Source organism: Streptomyces sp. NPDC048484, assembly GCF_040651415.1.
GTDB lineage: Bacteria > Actinomycetota > Actinomycetes > Streptomycetales > Streptomycetaceae > Streptomyces.
Map to the genome: position 1 here is coordinate 236273 of NZ_JBEZJY010000008.1, position 21035 is coordinate 257307.

General features: G+C 67.7%; 18 protein-coding genes. 8 read left to right on the forward strand and 10 right to left on the reverse strand.

Annotated elements, in window-relative coordinates:
- Positions 1-3 precede the first annotated feature (3 nt).
- The 3 genes from AB0D14_RS11040 to eccE all read right to left on the reverse strand — a co-directional run bounded on the left by AB0D14_RS11040 (position 4) and on the right by eccE (position 6454).
- Positions 4-3987 carry an SCO5717 family growth-regulating ATPase gene (locus AB0D14_RS11040; RefSeq protein WP_362776973.1) on the reverse strand — a complete coding sequence of 1328 codons (3984 nt, stop codon included), beginning with the start codon at positions 3985-3987 and terminating at the stop codon, positions 4-6.
- A 329-nt stretch (positions 3988-4316) separates the two neighbouring features.
- Positions 4317-5126, reverse strand: coding sequence for a hypothetical protein (locus tag AB0D14_RS11045; protein ID WP_362776975.1), 810 nt, complete (start codon positions 5124-5126; stop codon positions 4317-4319).
- Positions 5126-6454, reverse strand: a complete 1329-nt coding sequence (eccE, locus tag AB0D14_RS11050; protein ID WP_362776977.1) for a type VII secretion protein EccE — start codon at positions 6452-6454, stop codon at positions 5126-5128. The genes AB0D14_RS11045 and eccE overlap by 1 nt, the downstream gene beginning before the upstream one ends.
- Positions 6455-6672: 218 nt before the next feature.
- Between eccE and eccB the strand changes: the two genes are divergently transcribed.
- The 7 genes from eccB (at position 6673) to AB0D14_RS11085 (ending at position 14035) form a co-directional block, all read left to right on the forward strand.
- Complete coding sequence (gene eccB, locus AB0D14_RS11055; protein ID WP_362776978.1) at positions 6673-8196, forward strand: type VII secretion protein EccB; 1524 nt, start codon at positions 6673-6675, stop codon at positions 8194-8196.
- 9 nt (positions 8197-8205) lie between these two features.
- Positions 8206-9462, forward strand: coding sequence for a type VII secretion-associated serine protease mycosin (gene mycP / locus AB0D14_RS11060; protein ID WP_362776980.1), 1257 nt, complete (start codon positions 8206-8208; stop codon positions 9460-9462).
- Between the two features lie 265 nt (positions 9463-9727).
- Positions 9728-10180 carry a hypothetical protein gene (locus AB0D14_RS11065; protein WP_362776983.1) on the forward strand — a complete coding sequence of 151 codons (453 nt, stop codon included), beginning with the start codon at positions 9728-9730 and terminating at the stop codon, positions 10178-10180.
- Positions 10180-11913, forward strand: coding sequence for a hypothetical protein (locus tag AB0D14_RS11070; protein WP_362776984.1), 1734 nt, complete (start codon positions 10180-10182; stop codon positions 11911-11913). Before AB0D14_RS11065 ends, AB0D14_RS11070 begins: the two co-directional genes overlap by 1 nt.
- Positions 11914-12009: 96 nt before the next feature.
- Positions 12010-13218 carry a S8 family serine peptidase gene (locus tag AB0D14_RS11075; protein WP_362776986.1) on the forward strand — a complete coding sequence of 403 codons (1209 nt, stop codon included), beginning with the start codon at positions 12010-12012 and terminating at the stop codon, positions 13216-13218.
- Between the two features lie 116 nt (positions 13219-13334).
- The gene (locus AB0D14_RS11080) at positions 13335-13676 is read left to right on the forward strand and encodes a WXG100 family type VII secretion target (protein ID WP_362776987.1); all 342 of its coding nucleotides are present in this window, start codon (positions 13335-13337) and stop codon (positions 13674-13676) included.
- 59 nt (positions 13677-13735) lie between these two features.
- The gene (locus AB0D14_RS11085; protein ID WP_362776989.1) at positions 13736-14035 is read left to right on the forward strand and encodes a WXG100 family type VII secretion target; all 300 of its coding nucleotides are present in this window, start codon (positions 13736-13738) and stop codon (positions 14033-14035) included.
- A 113-nt stretch (positions 14036-14148) separates the two neighbouring features.
- Here the strand turns inward: AB0D14_RS11085 and AB0D14_RS11090 are convergent, their stop codons facing one another.
- The gene (locus AB0D14_RS11090; RefSeq protein ID WP_362776992.1) at positions 14149-14337 is read right to left on the reverse strand and encodes a DUF397 domain-containing protein; all 189 of its coding nucleotides are present in this window, start codon (positions 14335-14337) and stop codon (positions 14149-14151) included.
- Positions 14338-14349: 12 nt separating this feature from the next.
- Complete coding sequence (locus AB0D14_RS11095; protein WP_362776994.1) at positions 14350-15201, reverse strand: helix-turn-helix transcriptional regulator; 852 nt, start codon at positions 15199-15201, stop codon at positions 14350-14352.
- 160 nt (positions 15202-15361) lie between these two features.
- On the opposite strand from AB0D14_RS11095, the gene AB0D14_RS11100 reads away from it, so the two are divergent.
- A complete protein-coding gene (locus AB0D14_RS11100; protein WP_362776998.1) occupies positions 15362-15850 on the forward strand; it encodes an ATP-binding protein in 489 nt (162 codons plus the stop codon).
- A 201-nt stretch (positions 15851-16051) separates the two neighbouring features.
- On the opposite strand, the gene AB0D14_RS11105 is transcribed toward AB0D14_RS11100, so the two are convergent.
- The 5 genes from AB0D14_RS11105 to AB0D14_RS11125 all read right to left on the reverse strand — a co-directional run bounded on the left by AB0D14_RS11105 (position 16052) and on the right by AB0D14_RS11125 (position 20922).
- Positions 16052-16369: a DUF397 domain-containing protein gene (locus AB0D14_RS11105; RefSeq protein WP_362777000.1), complete on the reverse strand. Its 318-nt coding sequence runs from the start codon at positions 16367-16369 to the stop codon at positions 16052-16054.
- 504 nt (positions 16370-16873) lie between these two features.
- On the reverse strand, positions 16874-17386 hold the full coding sequence (locus AB0D14_RS11110) for a hypothetical protein (protein WP_362777001.1): 513 nt from the start codon (positions 17384-17386) through the stop codon (positions 16874-16876).
- Positions 17387-17554: 168 nt separating this feature from the next.
- A complete protein-coding gene (locus AB0D14_RS11115) occupies positions 17555-18106 on the reverse strand; it encodes a hypothetical protein (protein ID WP_362777003.1) in 552 nt (183 codons plus the stop codon).
- A 15-nt stretch (positions 18107-18121) separates the two neighbouring features.
- Positions 18122-20398: a hypothetical protein gene (locus AB0D14_RS11120; RefSeq protein WP_362777006.1), complete on the reverse strand. Its 2277-nt coding sequence runs from the start codon at positions 20396-20398 to the stop codon at positions 18122-18124.
- The gene (locus AB0D14_RS11125; RefSeq protein ID WP_362777008.1) at positions 20398-20922 is read right to left on the reverse strand and encodes a hypothetical protein; all 525 of its coding nucleotides are present in this window, start codon (positions 20920-20922) and stop codon (positions 20398-20400) included. The genes AB0D14_RS11120 and AB0D14_RS11125 overlap by 1 nt, the downstream gene beginning before the upstream one ends.
- Positions 20923-21035 lie beyond the last annotated feature (113 nt).

Genomic DNA, 21035 nt, shown 5'->3' on the forward strand with positions numbered 1-21035 from the left:
CGGTTACTGGTGGGGCGGCGGGGGCGGAGGGGCCTGTCCCTGAGAGTCCGGGCCGCCCTGGCCCTCTTGCGGGGGCTGATAGGGCGCGCCCGGCTGGAACTGCTGCCCCGGTGCGGGTGCGGGCGCGTTGGGGTTGAAGGGCTGGCCTGGCGCGGGCGCGGCCGGAGGCTGCTGGAAGGGTGCGCCTGGCTGGGGCTGGCCGGGCTGACCCTGGACGGGCTGCTGCCCCGGCTGGGGCTGCCAGCCCTGGGGAGCTGCGCCCGGGTGGTCCGGCTGGCTCCGCTGCCCGGGGTGCCTCGGGTGCCCGGGGTGATGCTGCTGAGGCGGCGGCGCGTAGCCGCCAGGCTGCTGAGGCGGGGCTCCGTGTTGCGGGTACGGCTGACCGGGCTGCTGGGGCTGAGGCTGAGGCTGCTGGTAGGGCTGAGCCGGTTGTGCGGGCTGGCCCTGTTGGGGGAACTGTCCGGGATACTGACCCGGCACCGGCTGGCCCGGGTACGGCTGACCGGGAACGGGCTGACCCGGAGCGGCTTGGCCGGGCATCGGCGGGGCGGCGACCGGCGGCGGGTTGCCGTCCGACGTCCACAGGCCCTGCGACTGCTGATGGCGCGCGATGTCCTCCGCGACCAGCGCCGAGAGGTTGAAGTACGCCTCGCGCACCTTCGGTCGCATCATGTCGAGATCGACCTCGGCACCCGCCGACAGATGCTCGTCGAACGGCACGACGATCACGCCTCGGCAGCGCGTCTCGAAGTGACTGACGATGTCATCCACCTTGATCATCTTCCCGGTCTCGCGCACCCCGGAGATGACGGTGAGGGACCGCGACACCAGATCCGCGTAACCGTGGGCCGAGAGCCAGTCCAGCGTCGTACTGGCGCTGCTGGCACCGTCGACGGACGGCGTCGAGATGATGATGAGCTGGTCGGCGAGATCGAGTACGCCGCGCATGGCGCTGTACAGCAGGCCCGTACCGGAGTCCGTGAGGATGATCGGGTACTGCTTGCCGAGCACGTCGATCGCGCGCCGGTAGTCCTCGTCGTTGAACGTCGTCGACACGGCCGGGTCGACGTCGTTGGCGATGATCTCCAGCCCGGACGCCGCCTGCGAGGTGAACCGCCGGATGTCCATGTAGGAGTTGAGGTACGGGATCGCCTGTACGAGGTCACGGATGGTGGCCCCGGTCTCGCGGCGCACGCGGCGGCCGAGCGTACCGGCGTCCGGGTTGGCGTCGATGGCGAGGATCTTGTCCTGCCGCTCGGTGGCGAGCGTGGAGCCGAGAGCGGTGGTCGTGGTCGTCTTGCCCACGCCGCCCTTGAGGCTGATGACGGCGATCCGGTAGCACGACAGCACCGGAGTACGGATCAGATCGAGCTTGCGCTGCCGCTCGGCCTCCTCCTTCTTCCCTCCGATCTTGAACCGGGAGGACCCGGCGGCGGGCCGGCCGCTCTTCGCCTTCTGCTTCTTGTTGTTGAGCAGTCGGTCCGACGACAGCTCCACGGCCGCCGTGTAACCGAGCGGCGCCCCCGGGTTGGTGGGCTGCCGCTGATCGTGCTGCACGGGCTGCGGCCAGGCGGTACCGGTACGGGGGTCGACGGGCGCCTGCTGTTCCGGCTGAGGCTGCTGGCCCTGGTGCGGCTGCGCCTGCTGTGGTGCCTGTGCCTGCGGAGGCATGGGCTGCTGAGGCTGCTGGTAGTGCTGCCCCTGTTGGGGGAACGGCTGCGTGGTGGGCGGCTGGGGAGCCGGGGCCTGAGGGGCAGGTGCCTGTGGGGCCGGTGCCTGGGCCTGCGGAGCAGCGGGCTGGGAGGGGGGCGCCTGCGGTGCCTGAGCGGCCGGCGGCTGCGGGAATCCGTAACCCCCGGGCTGCGCGGGCGGATTGGGCACGCCCGGCTGCGGGAATCCGTAACCGGGCTGAGGGCCGGGGGCGGGCGCGTCAGGCGTGTTCGGAGCGGGGGTGGACTGGGGGAAGCCGTAACCCGCTTGCTGGACAGGCGCGTTGGGCACGCTCTGTGCTGGAGCTCCCGGCTGCGGGAAGCCGTAACCGGGCGCCTGCGCGGGAGCCTGCGGGGGCACCATCGGAGCCGCCGGGGCAGGCTGAGCCCCAGCTTGCGGGGCCGGGGCGGGCTGTGCCGGGGGCTGCGCGGCGGCGGGCCCGGACTGCGGAAAGCCGTAACCGCCCGGAGGGGCCGGGTTCGGAACCGACGCGGGGCCCGGTACCGGGGCCTGAGCCGGAGGCACGGTCGAGGATCCGGGCTGCTGCGGCGACTGCTGCTGCGGGAACCCGGGGGTCGCCTGCGCCGGCGGGGTCGTACCGGGGACGCTGTCCTGCGGGCCCGACGCCGCACCCGGAGCGCTGAACTGTGGGAACCCGTAACCGCCCGGCTGCCCAGGAGATGCCGGAGCGCCGGCGGCGGGCGCGGGCGCGCCAGGCGTACCGGGGGTGGCGGGCCAGGCCGGCGGGGAGGGCTGCGGCGCCTGCGGCTGGAACGGCTGCCCCTGCGGCGGCACGGACGGCTGTGCCGGGGTCTCCGTCTGCGGCTGCCCGCCCTCGTCCTCCGCCGTCGTGGGCCACTGCCCGGCCGAGGCGGGGGCGGCAGGCTGGTACGACGGCGGCAGCGGAGGCAGTCCGCCCTGAGGCGGTCCGCCCTGAGACAGCGGCGGCGGAGTCCACGCGGGAGGCGTGTCCCGCACGGCGTCGGCCCCGCCCGCGGCGGGCTCCGGGGCGACGTCATGGAGCCCCGCGTCGCGGGGCTGGATTTCGCCGACCTCGCCGACCTCGCCGACCTTGCCCGCCTCGCCCTCCGAGAGCGCGTCCTGCGACCCGGGGCCCGTCACGGGCACGAAATCGCCGAGATTGTCGGAGTTCTGTGCGGGGGCGTCAACCGGCTGTGGCTCGACGACATCCGCGAACGTTTCCGCGACGCCGCCCGTGTCTCGGTCCTTCTCGTCCTCGCCCCTGCCCTCGGCTTCGTTCTCGCCCCCGTCCCTGTCCGTGTCCCTGTCATCGTCGGCCGCGACGGACAGCGCGGGCGCGACCGCCGGGGACGTCTCTTCGCCCTCCCCCGCCGCCTCGGTTTCCTCGGCTCCGTCGTCCACGTGGTCGTTGTCTTCGGACTGGTGCCCGAACGCGACCTGGACGACCTCCGCGTCGACGCCTTCCTCGACGTGGGCGGGGGCCGAGACGTCGTCGGAGGCGGGTGCCTCGTCCGAGACCGTTTCCTCGGCGGGACCGGCGGGACCGGCGGGCTCAGGCTGGGGCTCGGCTTCGGCCCGCTCCGCGACCTCCCGGACCTCCCGCTTCACGGCGCCGGCGGAAATCCGCATCGTGGCGCCACTCTCGATGTCCCCGCTGTCACCCTCGGCCTCATCGGATGCCTCCGCGGGGCGAGGAGCGTCGGCCAAGGAAGCCGGAGGTACGGCGGGCGGCGGAGCCCACTGCCCCTGCACCTGCCCCTGCCCCTGGAAGTTCGGCAGGTTGGGCAGAGCGACGGGGCTTCCGGTGTTGGCGGACGGCGCCTCAGAGGTCGACGCCTCAGAGGTCGACACCTCGGGAACCGGCCCCTGAGGCTCGAACCCACTGCCCACGGGCAGCCCGGGAACGGCGACCGGGCTACCAGCAGGAGTGACGGGAGCCGCGGGCGGAGACGAAGCCGGGGGAGCCGGGGGAGCCAGGGGAGTGAACGGAGCCCCAGGAGCAAAAGAAGGGGCGGGAGCCACGGGAGCTTCTGGCACCCCCGTGCCCCCCGTCTCCTCCGCCTTGCCCGTCGGGTCCGCGACGTCCGTGTCGCCCTCCGCGTCCGCGTCCGAATCCTCCTCGTCCACGGCCGAGGGAGCTGCATCCGAACCGCCCGACGCGTTCTGCGTGTACCAGGCGGGAGGGGCGTAGTCGATGGTGAACTCGCCCGTCGTCTCGACGGCGGACTCCGCGTCGGACTGGTCATCGCCGGGTGTGGCCCAGCCCCCGCGGATCCCGTTCCGATCGCTGTTCACAATTCCTCCTGATGTGGTCAAGCACCCTCATATTCAGCTGGGGCGACCGTTCTCGTCGTCCGAGGCATTCCGACTCGCCCCGGCTCCCCCTGTGCGCGGCGGTCCCGTCCACGGGTTCTGCTACCGCGCCCACCCCAGCCTAATCACCACAACCACCCCCACGGCAGGCCCGCCCACCCCTCCGGTCCCGCCCACTACGTCACACCCTGCCCAGAAGTGGCACACCCGTCTCTCGAAACGGTGCACAAAACGGTCAAAGGTGAAAACAAGTACGGGTGTTGTTGAACTCCGAAGTGCGCAATTCGCCAAAAAACCGCAAAATCGGGCGGTTAGTCCATCCTGCGTGGTGTACCCAACAATCCGGTCTCGGCATCCGTCGGCTGCGTCATCACGTACTGCCGGTCGCGATCCGCGCACCACAGGGTGACGCCGTCGGCGAGCGTGGGCAGCGAGTCGACGTCTGCCCCGGGCAACCCCATGGTCCGTCCTATTTCGGCCGCTTCGTCGGGCGAGACGCGCTGCACGCCGACGAGCCGCGCCTGCCGCATAAGCCGAGGCGCTACCGGACTGAGATACGGCAGCAGCGTCAGCACCGACAGCCAGGGCCCGGACATGACCCGCCCCCTCGGAGGCCGCATCCCGCAGTCCCGCACGACCAGCACGGGACTGCCCGCCGACGCACCCTGTGGCGGAATCCGTCCCACGTCGTGCAAGGTCATCCCGGACTGTCCGTCTCCGAGGGCGCGTACCAGCTGCGTCCAGACCTGGGCCCGCCCGGTCTCCACGGCGACGTGCGCTCCCGTCGCCGCCGCCCGCAGGGCCATCACCTGAGCGGTCCAGAGCCCGCCGATGAGTACGACGTCGTACGGGGTGGGCCGGTTGATCCCCAGTACGGCGGGCTGCCCTTCCGCGTCCACGCCGATGACAACCCCGTCATCCCCGATGGGCAGCGCGAGCGTGTCGAGCTGTTCCACCGTCAGCGCATGTCGCCCGTGCCGCGGCCCGATCAGTCCGAACCCGGTCCTGACCCGGGTACGGAACCGGTCGGCCGCCGAAGGGCCCTGGGCGCCGGACGTGTCGAGCGTCCCGCCCGCCGCTCCATAGGTACCCGAGGTACCGGTGTTGGTGGTCACGGGCATCACCGAGTACCTCCAAGCGGCAAAGTGGCCAGCATGCCGGGCAGTTGCTCACGGTCGAGCCGCGCGAGTCCGGCCCCGGCCTCCCGGGCCGCCTGCTGCAGCGCCCGCCGCGCGACGACGAGTTCGGAGTCACTGCGCCCGGTCACCCGCAGATGCCCGGTCAGGGAGACATCCTGCCGTTCCCCGCGCCCGAGCGTCAGGCTGAAGGTCGTGGCCAACGCGGGAACAGCCGTCAGCAGCCCGACGAACTGGTGCAGCGAGGGACCGCCGCCGCCTCCCAGTTGAGGCCACCGTCGCACCCAGTACGTGGTGTGCCGGCGGTTGTCGCACCGCCAGGAGCGTGCGGACTCCTCCGTGCGCCGCTCGGGCAGCTCGGTTCGGCCGGCCTCGGCCGTCACCAGAGGGTTGGCGCAGGCGGAGGTGGCGATGGCGGACGTCAGCTCTTCCTCGTTGAGCACGGTCGTACGGAATCCCGCCCCGGTCAGCCGGCTGGCGAGGTGATCCGCAATGCGCACCACGCACTTCTGCGCCCCGACGAGCCCGCCCCCGCGCGCGGCCACGGCCTCCGGACACAGTTCGGGGTCGAGCTTGAGGGCGATCCAGGTGATCCGCACGGCGGGAGCCCCGGTCTGTGCCTGCAGTGGCGCGTAGTTGCTGACCGCCACGGACTGCTGAGGCAGATGCAGCGCGGGCGCGGGCTGCGTGTGCAGCACGATCTGCGCCGACTCCAGCCGGATCCCGTCCACCTCCAGCGCGTCCCGCACCAGGCCCAACGGCAACGGCCGCCGGCTCCGCTCGGCCCGCAACGCGGTCGCGTCGGACTCGACCTGCAGTACGGCCGTCACGAACGTCCCGTCCCCGATCACCCCGACCGGCCGCCGCTCCCGCCCGCCGTACGCGTACGTCCGCAGACTGGGGTCGCACTCGACGGCGGGGGCCAGACCCGGCTCCGTGCCAGGCGGTATCGGCGTACTCGCCGCCTGCCGCTGCCTGGCCTTCAACGCGCGTGCCGTACCGAGCCAATCGGGCAGCGGGCGCCCTCGGCGGCGTACGACCGCGAAAAGGACCAGGAGGACCGCCACAGCGCCCGCCGGTACCAGTGCCAGCGGCCCGATCAGCCACCCCGCGAGCAGCAGGGCGGCGGCGATCTCGATGAGAACGATCCGTTGCAGCCGGAACGAACCGAACTGTCCGGAGCGCGCCCTGAGATGAAACGCACCTGACGCCTGCATCTGCGAGGACCGCTGCTGCCCCTGGCCCGGCGGGGGCGCGGAAGAGCCCGCCCCCTGAGACCCGTTACGCGGCTGTGCCCGCGTCCCGAAAGCCATCACTCCAACCCCCCGACTTGTTCGCAACGCCTTCGCGACTCACCCGAATTACCATGGCGGACGCGGTCCTTGAAGGCCCAGGTACCGTACCCGCTCCGCCGGACCGATCACTCACCAGGCATAGTAGGTGCCGGGTCCGACAACGGGGGCGGGGGACGCAGGGCCCCCGGCGTCGCACGGTGGGACACGGCGCGAGATACGGGGAGATTCGGGCACAGATGGCATCACGGCGGGACGAGCTCAACGCCTACACCTTCGCGAAGCGGCGCATGCTCGCGTCCTTCGTCCAGTCCTCACCCACCGGTTCGGAGGAGGGCGCGCCGCGCCCGCTGCGCGCCGTGTTTCCCGGGGTCATCGTCGGAGTGATCATTCTGGCGGTCTTCGGCGGGTGGGGGATGTTCAAGCCGACCGCGCCGAAGGACTGGGACGCCACCGGCGAGAACGTGATCATCGCGAGCAAGTCCACGACCCGCTACGTCGTCCTGGTCACGGACGGCAAGCGCCAACTGCACCCGGTGCTCAACATGGCGTCCGCGAAGCTCCTCCTCGACGCGGACCAGGGCAAGGTCATCAACGTCGACGAGTCCATCCTCGACAAGGGCGCCATCCCGCACGGAGCCACCATCGGCATCCCGTACGGACCCGACCGCCTGCCCGACGCCTCCGAGGCGGACGCCGCGAAGCGCTGGGCCGTGTGCGAGCGGCCGAGCGACGGCGGCAGGGCCATCCAGAAGGCCGCCTTCGTCCTCGCCGAACGCGAGGCGAACAGGACGGAGGGCACCGAACGGCTGCGCGGCGGCGAGCTGTTGTACGTCGTCGGCCCCGACAGGACCCGGTACGTGGTCGACGCCGGCGGAACCGCGTACCAGGTGTCCGCCGAGAACGAACTCCTGCTGCGCACCCTCGTCGGATCGGACCGCGAACCGCAGCGGGTGTCCCGGGAATGGCTCGACACCCTCCACAAGGGCGATCAGATTGTCTTCCCGAAGGTGGAGGGCTCTCCCGGGGCCGACGCCGGAGTGCAGGTCACCGAGGATGCCGAGGCCAACAAGGTGGGCATGGTCCTGGAAGCGCCCAACGGCGATACGACCCAGTACTACGTGGTCCTCCCGGGCCGCATCGCCCCGGTCTCCGCCTTCACCGCGACGCTGCTCCTCAACAGCCGAGACCTGGTCTCCCTCGACCAGGCAAGCGAGGCGCGCAAGGTGAGCGCCGGTGCCTTCACTCCGGGCGAGGAGTTCGGCGCGGAGCACAACTGGCCGACCGCGGAGCCGAAGGCGGTCAACGACGCGGCCGCGACGTCCGGCGGCCGCAACACCGTCTGCAACGTCCTGCGCGCTGTCGACCCGGACAAGGGCACCACCACGCTGAGCACCTGGGCGGGTACGGACTTCCCGGCCACCCTCGCCACCGGCTCCTCCAGCGCCTACGTGACCCCGGGCTCGGGCCAGCTCTACCGTCAGTTCCAGGGCTCGGAGACCGAGGCCGGCGCCGTCTTCCTGGTCACCGACACAGGCCTGCGCTACGCCCTGCAGTCCAACTCCGACAGCGCCACGGACGACGCGGGCATCGGCACCTCCGCCGAGAAGCGCAAGCAGCTCCTCGAAGAGGCCCGGCAGGCCCAGACCCGCCTCGGGTACAAGGAGGCCGATCCGGCCCCGATCCCCGTGAGCTGGTCCGCGTTCCTGCCGACGGGCCCGCGCCTGTCGACGTCGGCGGCCCGCCAGCCGCAGGGCTCGTAGGGGATGCTGATGACGACGTACGCACCCTCCTGGCGGCGGAAGACCGCACGGGCGGCCGCGGCCCTGACCGTCCTCATGAGCACGCCGGTGATCGCGACCGCTCCCGCGCACGCCGCCTCCGACGAGTGCACGTTCCCGAACAAGAAGTACGCCGGCCGCCCTTGGGCCCTGCAGCGCGTCCTGCTGGACGAACTGTGGCGCCAGTCCAAGGGCAAGGACGTACGCGTGGCGGTGATCGACACCGGCGTGGACGTGAAGAACCCTCAGCTCACACGTGCGGTGGACGCATCCAGCGGTGCCAACTACCTGCCCAAGAAGGACGACGAGGGCGAACCGGTCGACCGCGGCAAGAACGACGGTACGACGGACACGGTCGGCCACGGCACACGCGTGGCGGGCATCATCGCGGCCCGCCCTGCCGAGAAAACCGGTTTCGTGGGCCTGGCCCCCGATGCGACGATCATCCCCGTCAAGCAGAACGACGCGGAGGGCCACGGCACGGCGGAAACCCTGGCAACCGCCATCCGCCACGCGATCCGGGCCAGGGCCGACATCATCAACATCTCCCAGGACACGGCGAACGCGGTCGCGCCGGACCCGGACCTGAAAACGGCGGTCGACGCGGCCCTGGCGAAGGAGATCGTGGTCGTGGCCTCGGCGGGCAACGACGGCCTGGGGGGCAACGAGAAACGGACCTACCCGGCGTCGTACGAAGGAGTACTGGCGGTAGCCGCCTCGGACCGCAACAACGAACGCGCGGCCTTCTCCCAGGCGGGCGAGTTCGTGGGCGTGGCAGCTCCCGGCGTCGACATGATCTCCACGGTCCCCGGAGGCGGCCACTGCTCCGACAACGGCACCAGCTTCGCCGCACCGTACGTCGCCGGAGTCGCCGCCCTGATCAAGGCCAAGCACGACGACTGGACCGGGCGCCAGATCGTCGCCCAGATCGAACAGACGGCGGAACGGTCGGTCGCCGGGCATGACCGGTTGGTCGGCTGGGGCGTCGTCGACCCCGTCCGTGCCCTGACGGAGGATGACGCCCCTGTCGACTCCCCGTCCCCCCAGGGCGGCATCTCCCAGGCGGAGGCCCCCACCCCGGCGAAGCTCCACCTCGGCGAAACGGCGGAGGAGCGCAACGCACGGCTCGCCACGTACGTCGCCGTAGGGGCGGCCGTCGCGGTGGCGGGCCTGAGCGGGGCGGCAGTGGCTTGGCGGGACGCTCGCGGGAGGGGACAGGGCCGGGGGCGGGGAGAGGTCGGTCCGTAGCCCGGGGATGCGACTTCATCAGAACGGGTAAGGGCACGGGTGGGGATCGTGTCGCCCTGTGGGGCGCGCCGTCTCGGCCTTGCAGGCCGTTCTGGGCAGGATGGCACCACGCGTTTGTAACTGCCGTATGGCTCATATCGATTGGCCAAGTTGTACACGACGTCTAAAGTGGTAAAGGTGCAGTAAAAGGCATGAGGGGCAGTCCGGTCGCAGAGCGGTCGGACGGTTCAACGGGGAAACAGGAAAACGGGGAAGGGGACGCATCGTGCTTCCTGCGGACATGGGCGGCGGCAGCGGGGGCGCCGACCTCAAGGTGAGCATGGAGGCGCTCACCACCTTCAAGAAGCGTGTCGACACCGTGCTTGCGACCTTCGAGGGCTCGCCGGGCAGTTCGACGAAGGTGGGCGGCCAGAGGATCTCGCGCGCTTCGTTCAGCGGAGAGGGCGCCACCTTCGCGGAGGCCACCGGCCTCTACGCCCAGTACGACCGAGTCCACGAGCGTCTGACTTCACTGTCCAAGACGCTTGGTCTGCAGATAGAGGCCATGTGGATCGCCGTACATGGTGCGGAGGTCGGCTTCGGGAATCTGGAGGAGGAGCAGCGGCGGCGCTTCTGGGCAATCCAGAAGCAGGTTGAGCGGGAGAACGAAGAGGCCGAGCGCGAGAAGACCGGGAAGCTCGTGCGGAAGCCCGCCGACGGCCAGGAGATGGGGATGTGATGGGCGAGGACGGGAAGCACCTGGACCAGCACAAGGCCGACCTGAAGCAGGTGGCTCAGCAGGTCGGCGCGATCGATGCGGTGACCGCTGTCTCGGAGATGCTGAACAACACCTTCCTCGGTGGCGGCATCCGCTTCTTCGGCAAGACGGACTTCGAGGGTCACCGCCTCAACGACATGGTCGACCTGGTGGAACGGGCGAACCCGAGCGATCTCGAAAGCGCAGGGAAAGCCCTGCGAGACGCCCGCGACGCGATCACCGACGCTGCCGACGAGCTCAGTGGCCACATCGACTGGGTCGACTGGGAGGGTGAGGCGGGCGAAGCGTTCCGTAAATGGGGCAAGAAGCTTGTCACGAACACGCGCGGCCTCGCCGACTTCGCCGAGGTCGCGGGCAACCAGATCACGGCGGCGGGCACGGGCCTGGCGTCCGTCAAGAGCTCCATGCCACCCCGCGACGCCCGCTCCGATCCCAAGACGGTCGCGGACATCCCGACGCCCGCGCGCGTCGAAGGCAACGCCGACTACGACGCGGCAATGAAGGCCGAGGACCACCGGCAGGAGGCGATCAACCAGATGAACCGGTTGTCGTCGTTCTATGCCGTGTCGGAGGAGGCGTTGGCAGGACAGGAGCCCCCGACGTTCGAGCCGATGCCCGGCGTGGGGGTGCCGAAACCGGATCCGACCAGGGGCGAGGCAGGAAGCGAAACCCGTGCGGCCACCGGTGAGCCGGTGACGCCGAGCCGTGCCTACGCAGATGCGCCGACCAACTCGCCGCGTGGAACCGATGCCCCGTTGCCCCTCAAAGAGGTGAACGGCTCGGTCACGTACCCAGGGCGGGACGTAGGTACGGAGATCGCCAGCGTCGGTACGCTGCCTCCGCAGACCTCGAGCCCGACGACTGGCACGCCCCCGCCGGTGTCTGGCCCTACGGGAGCTGGAGGCGGGACAGCTCCACTGCCCTTCGCTACTGGCGGCGCGATGAAACCCCTAGTCGGTGGGCCCGCCGGTCGTTCCGCGGGATTCGGCGGAGGTGCGAGGAACCCCGCATCGGCGCAGGGGCGAGTGGGCAGCGCCACTGGTGGCAGTTCCTCCGGAGGGGCCGCGGGACGAGGATCCGCGGGTCCGATGGGGCGTGCTGGAACCACGACGGGCCAAGGCATGGCCAGGAGCGCCGGCACGGGGTCAGGTCAGACACCGATGGGCCGAGGCGTCTCCGGTGGAACCCCTAGGGTCGGTGGTACGCCGGCAGGCGGGCGTGCCGGAGGTGTGGGTGCCGGCGCAGGACGTGGTAATGGCGTGGTCGGCGGGAGGCCCGTCACCGGGCCAACGCCTGGAGCGACCGGCTCCAGAGTGCCGCGTGGCACGGTTGTCGGCGGCGAAGGCACAGGCGGCTCGCGTGCAGGGGGCGGAAGGACCAGTCAGCGTGGGGTCATTGGTGCGTCCAACCCGACGCCTGGCTCCAATGCCGGTCAGACGCCTCGCAGGTCTGCCGGTAACTCCGACGGTGTCGTCGGCACACCCAAGGGCCGGGCGCCCGCTACCAGAGGCAACGGGTTTACCGCCGGTGGCAGCGGCCTCGTGCGTGGTCCTGTGGGCAACCGGCGGAACCCCGACCGGGATCCCGATCGTGACGAGGACGAAGTTCGGCAGCGGCCCGACCACCCGGTTGAGGGCCAGGACACAGACCAGCCCGGCAGCCGGCGGCGTGATGTGCCGCCGGTGGTCGGCTGAGTGCGAGCGAGGACGTACAGAGGTATGAAGTCAGGGATCAGCCGACGTGGCAGGCGGACTGCGTTCGACGGGCTCACCTGGAGACGGGTGTCCTCCGTGGGTACGACGCTCGCTGTGTTGACCATCGCGCCAGCGGGACTGGCTCCGAACGCGGTTGCCGAGGATGTCCAGTCGAAGCAGTGGTACCTGGAGCCGATGCGCGCCGAGGAGATGTGGAAGGTCTCCACGGGCAAAGGCATCAAGGTCGCCGTCATCGACTCCGGCGTCAACTCGTCCACGCCTTCTCTGAAGGGGCAGGTCCTGAAGGGAGTGGACCTCACTGACAAGCCGGGTGGAGCGACAGATGACTACGACGGGCAAGGCACGACCACGGCCGAACTGATTGCCGGTACGGGGAAGGGGGGCGGTCTTCGTGGTCTCGCCCCGGGCGCAAAGATCATCCCCATTCGGCTGCCTCTCCTTAAGCACGACGAAGTCCCCCAAGTCAACGATCCACTTGAGAAGGCCATCAGGGCCGCGGCGGACAGCGACGCCCAGATCATCGATATCTCCATCGGGAATGAATACCCCATCGGCCTGGACATGGCTGGGCAACACGGGGCCTTGGAGTACGCGGTAAAAAAGGGAAAACTGCTGATCGCGGGGACGGGCGACAACGCCAAGAAGGGGAACGAGCCGCAATATCCGGCCGCGTTCCTGGAGGTACTCGGTGTCGCGTCTTCCGATAGCAACAGGAGGGTGTCCGATCTCTCCCAGCACGGGAAACACGTGGATATCGCCGCTCCCGGAGCTGGGCTTCCGCGCTGGTGCGACGCGAATTTCAAGAGCTATTGCGACGATGGCAGTGGCGCCGTCGCCGCCGCAGCCATTACCTCTGCCTCCGCCGCGCTGATCTGGTCAGCCCACCCCGACTGGACGGCCAACCAGGTTACGCGGGTTCTGTTTGACACTGCGGGCCGCAAATGGCCGAAGGACACCGTAAGTACTTACCTCGGCAACGGCGGGGTCCGGCCCCGCGTTGCCCTCGCGAAGAGCACCATCGACCCAGGGGCAGCCGACGAGAATCCCCTCACCGATGGGTACCCCTCCAAATCCGACGCAAAAGCCTCTCCCGCCGCTTCAGCCCCAGCCTCGTCCCAACCTCCGAAGAGCTCTTCAGGCGGTGGGACCGCGGCAGCAGCAGCAAGCTCGAACTCCTCCGACGACGACACCCAACTGTGGGTGATCCTCGGTGCTGTAGCCGCCGTGGCGGTGATCGGAGGCGGCACTTTCGCCATGCTGCGGCGAACGCGGCGCAGCGGCTGAGTACTCCCTCCACAGCTCATTGCGCCGGACCTGGGTTCCGTGATTTACCACTCGGTGACGCGTAACTCGGACTCAGTACGTACGTTCCAACGACAGTCCAGAAAGGAACCCCAGTCATGGCAGCACCGCGCCAACGGCTAGACGACACCGAAGTAATCAAGCTCGAGCAGGACATTCAGGTCAAGTTCGAGGCGATCAAAGGTCAGCTTCACAAGCTGCAGGGGATCATCGACGGTCTCGAAGGACAGTGGAAGGGAATCGGTGCCGGTGCGTTCAATACGAAGCAGCACGAGATCAACACCTCCATGGTGCGGATCGGCAACATCCTCGTGAAGTTCCTTGAGGCGATGAGCCAGACTCGGAAGATCAAGGATGGCACCGAGGACGAGGTTCGCGCTCTGGTGCAGGGCATCAACATCTATGACGGGGCCCCGAAGTCGAGCCTCAGCGGTTACTGAGCGCGTGAGTCTCCCGACCCTCGCTGCCGAAACGAATTCATGAAAGAGATGAGGTAATCATGGCGGGCGATCCCGGCGAAATGCTGGTTACGTACGATGCCCTTGACCGAGCGGCCACCACGCTCGGAGACGAGGCCAAGAAGCTTGAGAACGATCTGGGCGAGATCAAAAGGATGGTCGCCCGGGTAGCCGCAGGGTGGGAGGGCGACGCCCACCAGATGTACACCGAGCAGCAGACCGCCTGGGACAAGGAAGCCAACGACATCCACCAGGCGCTCGTGGGCATCGCCCGCGTGGTGGGTCAAGCCGGCGGTGACTACATGGGTGGCGACAAGAAGGCCGCCAGCTACTACCTGTAGGTATCTGTGCGTACGTACCTGTAGGGCCGGTCAGCGCGGAAGAACGGGGTGGGCACGCACGGGAGGTGCCCACCCCGGCGCGCGTTTCGGCACCGAGCCCTGTCTGGCCGGCCTCAGCTCAACTGCCCGTCGGCCAGCGCGCCAGTGAACCGCCCCCACGCCTCATGCCCCACTGCGGCCCACGGCAGTTTTGGGTCCTTGGAGTCGCGTACGGCGATGAGGGGGCCGTTCTTGGCGACCTCGACGCAGTTGTTGCCAGACGCCTCGGAGTACGACGATTTGAGCCACTTCAACTCAGGCAAAACAGCTTCCTCTTATAGATCCCTGGCGATTTCGAGGATGACGTCCCTCGACTGATTGGGATTCAACGCCCTTTGTTCGACTGCGTCCAGGCGTCGGTGGAAGTTGGCCAGTTGCGTGGGTGAGTCAAAGAAGACGGCACCGGTTGGCGAGTCCACCTGCACCGTGTCCAGGTGGGGGCTGTCGGCGGATGCGTACAGCACCGAGTCGCCCGCCATGGGGAAGCCGCCGATGCTGAACGGGATCACGAGGAGCGTGACGTTGTCGCGCTCGCTCTCTTCGAGGAGCCGGTCGAGCTGAGCTTTTGCGACATGTGGCCCGCCCACCTGCATGCGTAGGGCAGCTTCGTGAATCAGCCCTCGGTACTTCACCGCCGGAGGCTTGGTGATCACCGTGTGGCGCGCCAGGCGTTGGGCGATGCGCAACTCGACCTCGAGGCGAGGAAGCGCAGGGATGAACAGGTCGAAGAGGGCGCGAGCGTGATCTTCGACTTGGAACATGCCGGGGAGATGGGCTGTCTGCAGAGTGCGGAGCATCGTGGCGTGATGCTCTAGTTCGGCCACATCGAGGAAGTCTGGCGGCACCTTGCCGCGGTACTCGTCCCACCAGCCCGTACTTCTGCCCCCTGTCATGGAAGCCAGGGCGTCGATCAGGGCCGGGTCATCGCACTCGTAGATGCTGGCGAGTCGCCGCAGCCGCTGCTCGCTGATGCCGAAGCGACCAGCCTCTGTGTTGGAGATGGTCGTGCGATCCGTACCGAGCAGTTCGGCTGCTCTGGGGGCGGACAGGCCAGCGGCTTCGCGCAGCCGCCGAAGCTCAGCGCCGAAACGCCGTTGCCGGAACGTGGGTGCCTGCCTTGCTGCCATGAGTCCCTCTCGTTGCTCGCGCTCAGTGTGCCTACCAGCGGTTCACACGTCCATCGAATGCATGAGGTCAACCCGTTGGGGTGACGTAGGTCTCACGGGTTGGGTATTGAGGTCTATGGTGTGGCTCAGGCCACTCTCCAACTTCCTCCCGAGGTGAACGATGGACGCACCGGCCCTTCCTGCCCCCTTCGACGCAACCCCGACCCGTGTGGGCTGGGACGCCTCCGCACTCGACCCCCACCGCCCTGTCGCAGAAGCCCGGCACCGCACCCGTGTATGGGTCCAACAGCACTGGAAACTCTCGGGCTTGGCCGACTCTGTGGAGCTGGCCGTTGGGGAGCTGTGTACCAATGCCGTACGTCATGGGGGCGGGCTCGCGGGACTGGAGCTGATCCTCGGCGCAGGCCGTCAGTTCGCACCACCGGCCCTGCGAGTGATGGTCATCGACCACGCGCCGGATCAGGCCCCCGAGCTGGCAGGCGACGACGACCCGTTCAGCGAGCGTGGCAGAGGGCTCCACCTGGTCGCGGCGCTTTCACGCCGGTGGGGATGGCACCGCACCGGATTTGACGAGAAACAGGTCTGGTGCACGTTCGCTCTGGGGGGTGCCGAAAGGGCAGCGCGCCAACGCTCGGGCCGCTGCGAATAGTCCTCCACGGCGTACGCCCACCCTGCCGACCCCATCACTAAGAACGCCGACGGGCGGCGCCACGTGGCTCCGCCCCGCACTCTCACTCCATGTAGGGCGCGGGGAGAGCAGCAAGGTGGCGGAGCCGAGCAGGGTGAGGGGACGCGCAAGGCTCCCCAGGAGCTGGGCAGAAGGCCGGGCACTCGCTGACGCACTCGCGCGCTACTCCGCCGGCAGGCCGCCGTTGTGAGGTGCGGGCTCCAGGTCGAACTCGCCGTCCCGCGCCCCGAGTACGAACGCTCGCCACTCCGCCTCGGTGTACCGCAGCACGGTTTCCGGGTCCAGCGACGACCTCATGGCCACGGCACCGTCCGGCAGGTACGCGATCTCGACGCGCTCTTCGTGCTCCTCGGTACCCGGTGCGCTCTGCCACTCGACGCCGGAGATGTCGAGGGCGTAGAGCTCGTTCTTCTCCCGCTCCTTGCGCGCCTTGACGTCCTCGTCCTGCGCCTCGACGCCGTTGTCCTGTGCCTCGGCCATGGTGCTGCGACCCCTTCCTGACGTGCGAACGAACTGAGGGCTCACCCTACTTGGCCTGGTAGGTCTCACGCTGGGCAACAGCCAGGTCACAGCCCTGAAGATCACTTGATTCCGCTGACCGAACCCATAGATTGAGCGAGTGTCTTCCCTTCACACCTCACTCGTCATGCTCGCCGGCCGTCATCACAACACCGGGTTCCGCAACTCCGGATGGAGTGGGGGAGGGGGGCGCTACGCCATGGTGGGTGTGGTTGGTCATCGTTATCGGAGTAGCCGTGGTGATCTGGGGGATCGCCCACGAGGTGAGGCGAAGGCAAACGGAGGTGGAGGGGTAAAGCTGGGTCACATTGGCGACCTTCCGACCAGATTGGTCTCGGTGACGATCCGCACGGCCCTCGCACGGAAGTCTGTGTTGAACTTCCGCCTCTTGCTCGCCATGACTCCCAACTTCCCCTGCACCCACGGTGCCTACGCTACGAGGGGAAGGCCAGGATCCCATCAACCTCACAGCTTGCCGGAGACCACTCCGCGCCAGGTCCAGCCCGCGCCCAGGACAGTGTCCTGCAGAGGGTTCTTCAGGTCGGAGCTGTCGAAGCTGAACGTCTCCGTTGCTTCGAGGTCGCCGTCTCTATCCTTGCTGAGCGCCCAACGCTTCGAGACGGTCTTCACCTGCCCGCGTTGGGCTTCGGCCGAGATGGCGAGCGTGGGGGTATCGCCGACCCATTTGACCTCGAATTGTTGGTCGATGGCGCGGACTTCGCGCTTCTCCGGGACCAGTCGCATACGCACCTTGAACACCCGGCTCAACTGAGTGCGGACGAAGAAGGTCCGCCAGGCCGGCTCCATAAGGCGCCATTCGGCCACCAGGTCGGCGCCCTCTTCGCGGCCGTCCCGGATGAGGTACGGGACGTCAGAGCCGTTGAGACCGAGAAGCGCCGCGTGAACCTCAGCGCCGGATTGTGGGGCGACATCGTCGGCGGGGCGCTTGGTTCCGGTCAGCTTGTCGAAGAGTCCCATGAAATCAACCTATGAGAGGTCGGATTGGCGGTGCAAGAACTGCCGCTCCCGTGGGACGCGCTACGAAGGCGCGTCTGCGGCTGAAACGTGCGAGGCACGCGCGCTGACTCGCAGCGAGTTGCCCAGCGGTGCCGAATCTGGGCACTTCACGCCACTCTCGCGCGCCCTTCAGTCGCAATCGCTCGATTGTTCCACGGCTTCGGTGAAGTGGATGATGAGGTCTTTCATGGCATTCGAGTCTCGGTGTTCCGAGCTGTATGCCTGGATACCGGTAAACATTGCGTACTCGTAAGCACCTGTGGTGCGCTGACAGTTCTCCGTCTTCCCGAAGGCTTCATAATCCGAGTACAGGAACCTGCCGTCGTCAGCCTGGTGACCCAGGTCATTCCGCGTCTTTCCCGTGGCGAACCAATCCGTTGATTCCTTCTTGGGCCACCACTCGCGCGAAGTTCGGACGACGAGCTTGCCGTCCACCTGGATATCGCACCGCTCGGTCAACTTCTTGTCGTCGAGGTACTTCTCTCGCGTAGTGAGCTTCTTCCCCGGCGGGAGGAGCGCGGCGAGCCCATCGCGGTCGACAGCAGTCCCGCAGAATCTTTCTGGCACCGCGTACTCCCGCTGCTCCTGCGATGTTCCCGAGGAGCAGGCGGTCAAGGCCAGGCCGATGATCAGAAGGCCGCCGGCGCGGGCCACGGCGGAGTGAGGGCGGATGCGTGACATCGTTTAGATTCCTCGCTAGGGGATTTCGGTATTAAGATCGTCGGCCATATGGCGTCCATTCGTGGCCGCATCGTTGAAGCCGTCATTGGTGCCGTAACGCGCCCACTCGCCCACCTCGCCCGTATACGGGGAGTCGTGCGCCTTGGCTGCCTCGGTGGCGGCCAGTTGAGCCAAGTCGATATTCCGTTGGCGACTGTCCTCCCAGAGTTGACCGGAGGTGAGTCCGCTCCCCTCAAGGTCGCTGCCCTCGACGTTCTGGAACAGTTCTCCGAGTACGGCGCTGCCGAGGGTGCCAGCGGCGCCACCAATCGCGGCACCCCCTGCTGGCGACGCGATGAAACTTGTCCCTACTCCGATACCAGTGCCGACGACACCGCTCGCGACGTTCTGCCACTGTGAGACGGCGTGGTTGTAGGCCTCGTCGTCTTCCTTCGCAGGACCCAGCACGGCCTCTTGACGCCCGATGGCGACGGAACCCCCGACCTCTGCCGACCGCCGGGAGATCTCCGTGATGGTGTTCTCCGGGCTCTGCCTGTACTGCTGATCCTCGGGTAGGTCCGGATTCAGGTGGTAGTCCATTAGATTCGCCATGTAGGCCTTCTGGCCGACCTCGATGGCGGAGTAGCCCTCGGGGTTCTGTCCGACGGAGATCAGGAAGCGAGACACGTCAGTGTGGTCCATCTGCGCAGACGCGCCAGCGACAGGGAAGAGCTTCTCGATCTGCTGCCAATCCGGGTCGTCGGCATCCGGTTTGACATCGGTCGTGGCGCGGTTGATATCCGGGAGATACTCCGATGCCATCTGTCCGACGCTGTCAGACATGTAGCTGTTGTCTGTGAGGCGTCCAGGGTCTTCGCTGATGGACTCGACGACACTCGCCATGAGCTTGGCCTGCTGCTCGTTGTGCGCCGGAGTGTCGAGCGTCGGCAGCTCACCCGCCGGATGCCCCGTAGTAGCAGCCTCCAAAGCCAGCGCCAGATTGTTCCGGCCGCTCTGAACTTCCTCTCCCTTGCTGTCAAACTCGTGGGGCCAGTTCCGCTCCTCGAAAAGGTAGTCGAAGTTAGACAGGGACCTCTTGACCTCCTTGCCGCCCTTCTCCTCGGTGAAGTCGTGGTCCTCGTCCTTGCTGACGAACGTGTCGTTGAAGAACTCAGTTGACGCATTGGGGCTGTTCGACAGACCCTTCAAGAACCCGGTCATCGGATCCCAGCCGGTGTCGCCGCCCAGGCGGTTCAGTTCGGGGTTCGAGGGAATGCTCTGCCAGGCTCCATGGCGACCGTTGCCCGTGAACTTCTTCTCAGTCTCGATCAGTTTGTTGCCATAGCTGTTGAGGAACTGGTCGTCGTAGTCGCCGCGTCGCATGAGGTTGCTCATGACCTGGAACCCAAGGGCGCCTCCGTGCTTACCGACGAGTTTGTCGCCTGAGTCGACCACCTGGCTCTTCCACTCCGTCATGGCGGCGGTGTCACTCTGGCTTGCATTGGCGAGAGTGAGGCTCAAATTCCTCTGCAAATCGTCGAACTTCTCACGCCTTGCATCGTTCAACTCCGGATTCGCGCCCGGCTGGTTGAAGTTGGCCCAGAAGTCGAGCGCGCCCTTTGCTCCCAGTTCGGTGGCGAACCGCTCCGCGAACAGATCGTCATTGGCGTACTTCTTCAAGCCTGCGTTCAGCCTGTCGAACTCCGTAGTGGTGAGGTGTTCGGGGTCTTTCTTCGCCAATTTGGAAAGCTGCTCGGCTTCCTTGACCGCGTCGGCCGCAGAGTCTCTGTCGCTGTAGTTCGCATCGGAGAATCCGAGCCTGCTCTGGTCGACCAGCGCTTGCAGCACAGTGCTAGCCGTGTTGTCGCTTTCAGAGGCATCGTCGAGGATCTTCTGCAGCTCATCCCGCAGTGTGGTGACGCCACCCTCGTCACCTTTCGCCCCCTCGGCTCCCTTGACAGTGAAGCCGCCGGAGGGAGCGGAGGCCACTGTCAACTTCTTCTTCAAGCCGCGCTCAATGGCCTCGCGGAGCTTCCGCTGATAGTCCTTCAGTTCGTTCCGTGTATCCCTGAGGATGTTGCGGATGGACTTGGCCTGCGTATGCGCGTCCTCGAACTCACCAGCAGTCTTGCCGATGAACTCCTTGGAAACGGTGGCGTTCACGCCGGCCCAATTGGCCTTGTTGGCCGCGCCCCGCAGACCTTTGTCGGCTGAGTCTTTCAGGTCCTCCAGATCGCCGACCATTGTCGTCCAGTCTTCGACGGCATCATCGAGCAGCTTGAAGTTGGCGTCACGGAGAGAGACGAGATCCATCAGTTGTCCTTCTTGTTCTTCTTCTCGCTCGGCTCGCCGTACACCGGGTTCTTCTTGCCGGGATCGCCGACTCGCTCGTCGAAGCTCGCGTCCAGGGTGGCGATGGTGCTCATGTGTCGACGGATGTAGTGCTCGTCGTCGGCGTGCAGTTTCTTGGTGACGGACATGTGATTCGAGATGTGCGCGCACGCGTCCCTGAGGGATCCGAGCTGCTCCTCCCAGCGGGTCGACACGTGCTGGAGTCCGCCGCCCAGCGCGAAGCCCTGCCTGGAGAGGTCACTTGCAGCCTTGTCACTGGTGGAGACCGCGCTACGCCCCTTGGTCCACAACTTGTCGTACAGATCGAATGCGTGCTGGCCGATTTTCGCCAGCCCGGCCTCACTGGTCTGGAGGTTGCCGTAATTACTGGGGTCAGGTGGAAGTCTTACGCCGCCGCCACCAGGATCCACCTGGTTCAGTTGCATCTGCGTCGACTGCCGCTCCGCCGCCTGCGCCTTCAGTTGTTCCCACTCGTCCCACGCCATCGGCGTGCTCCTTCCCCCGTGTCTTCCCCGGGCCAGCGCCCGGACGATCGCGCTGCGATCAGCGCAGCCACGCGTACTTGCGCGTTCGAGTTGCTACTCGGTCTCTTCGCAAT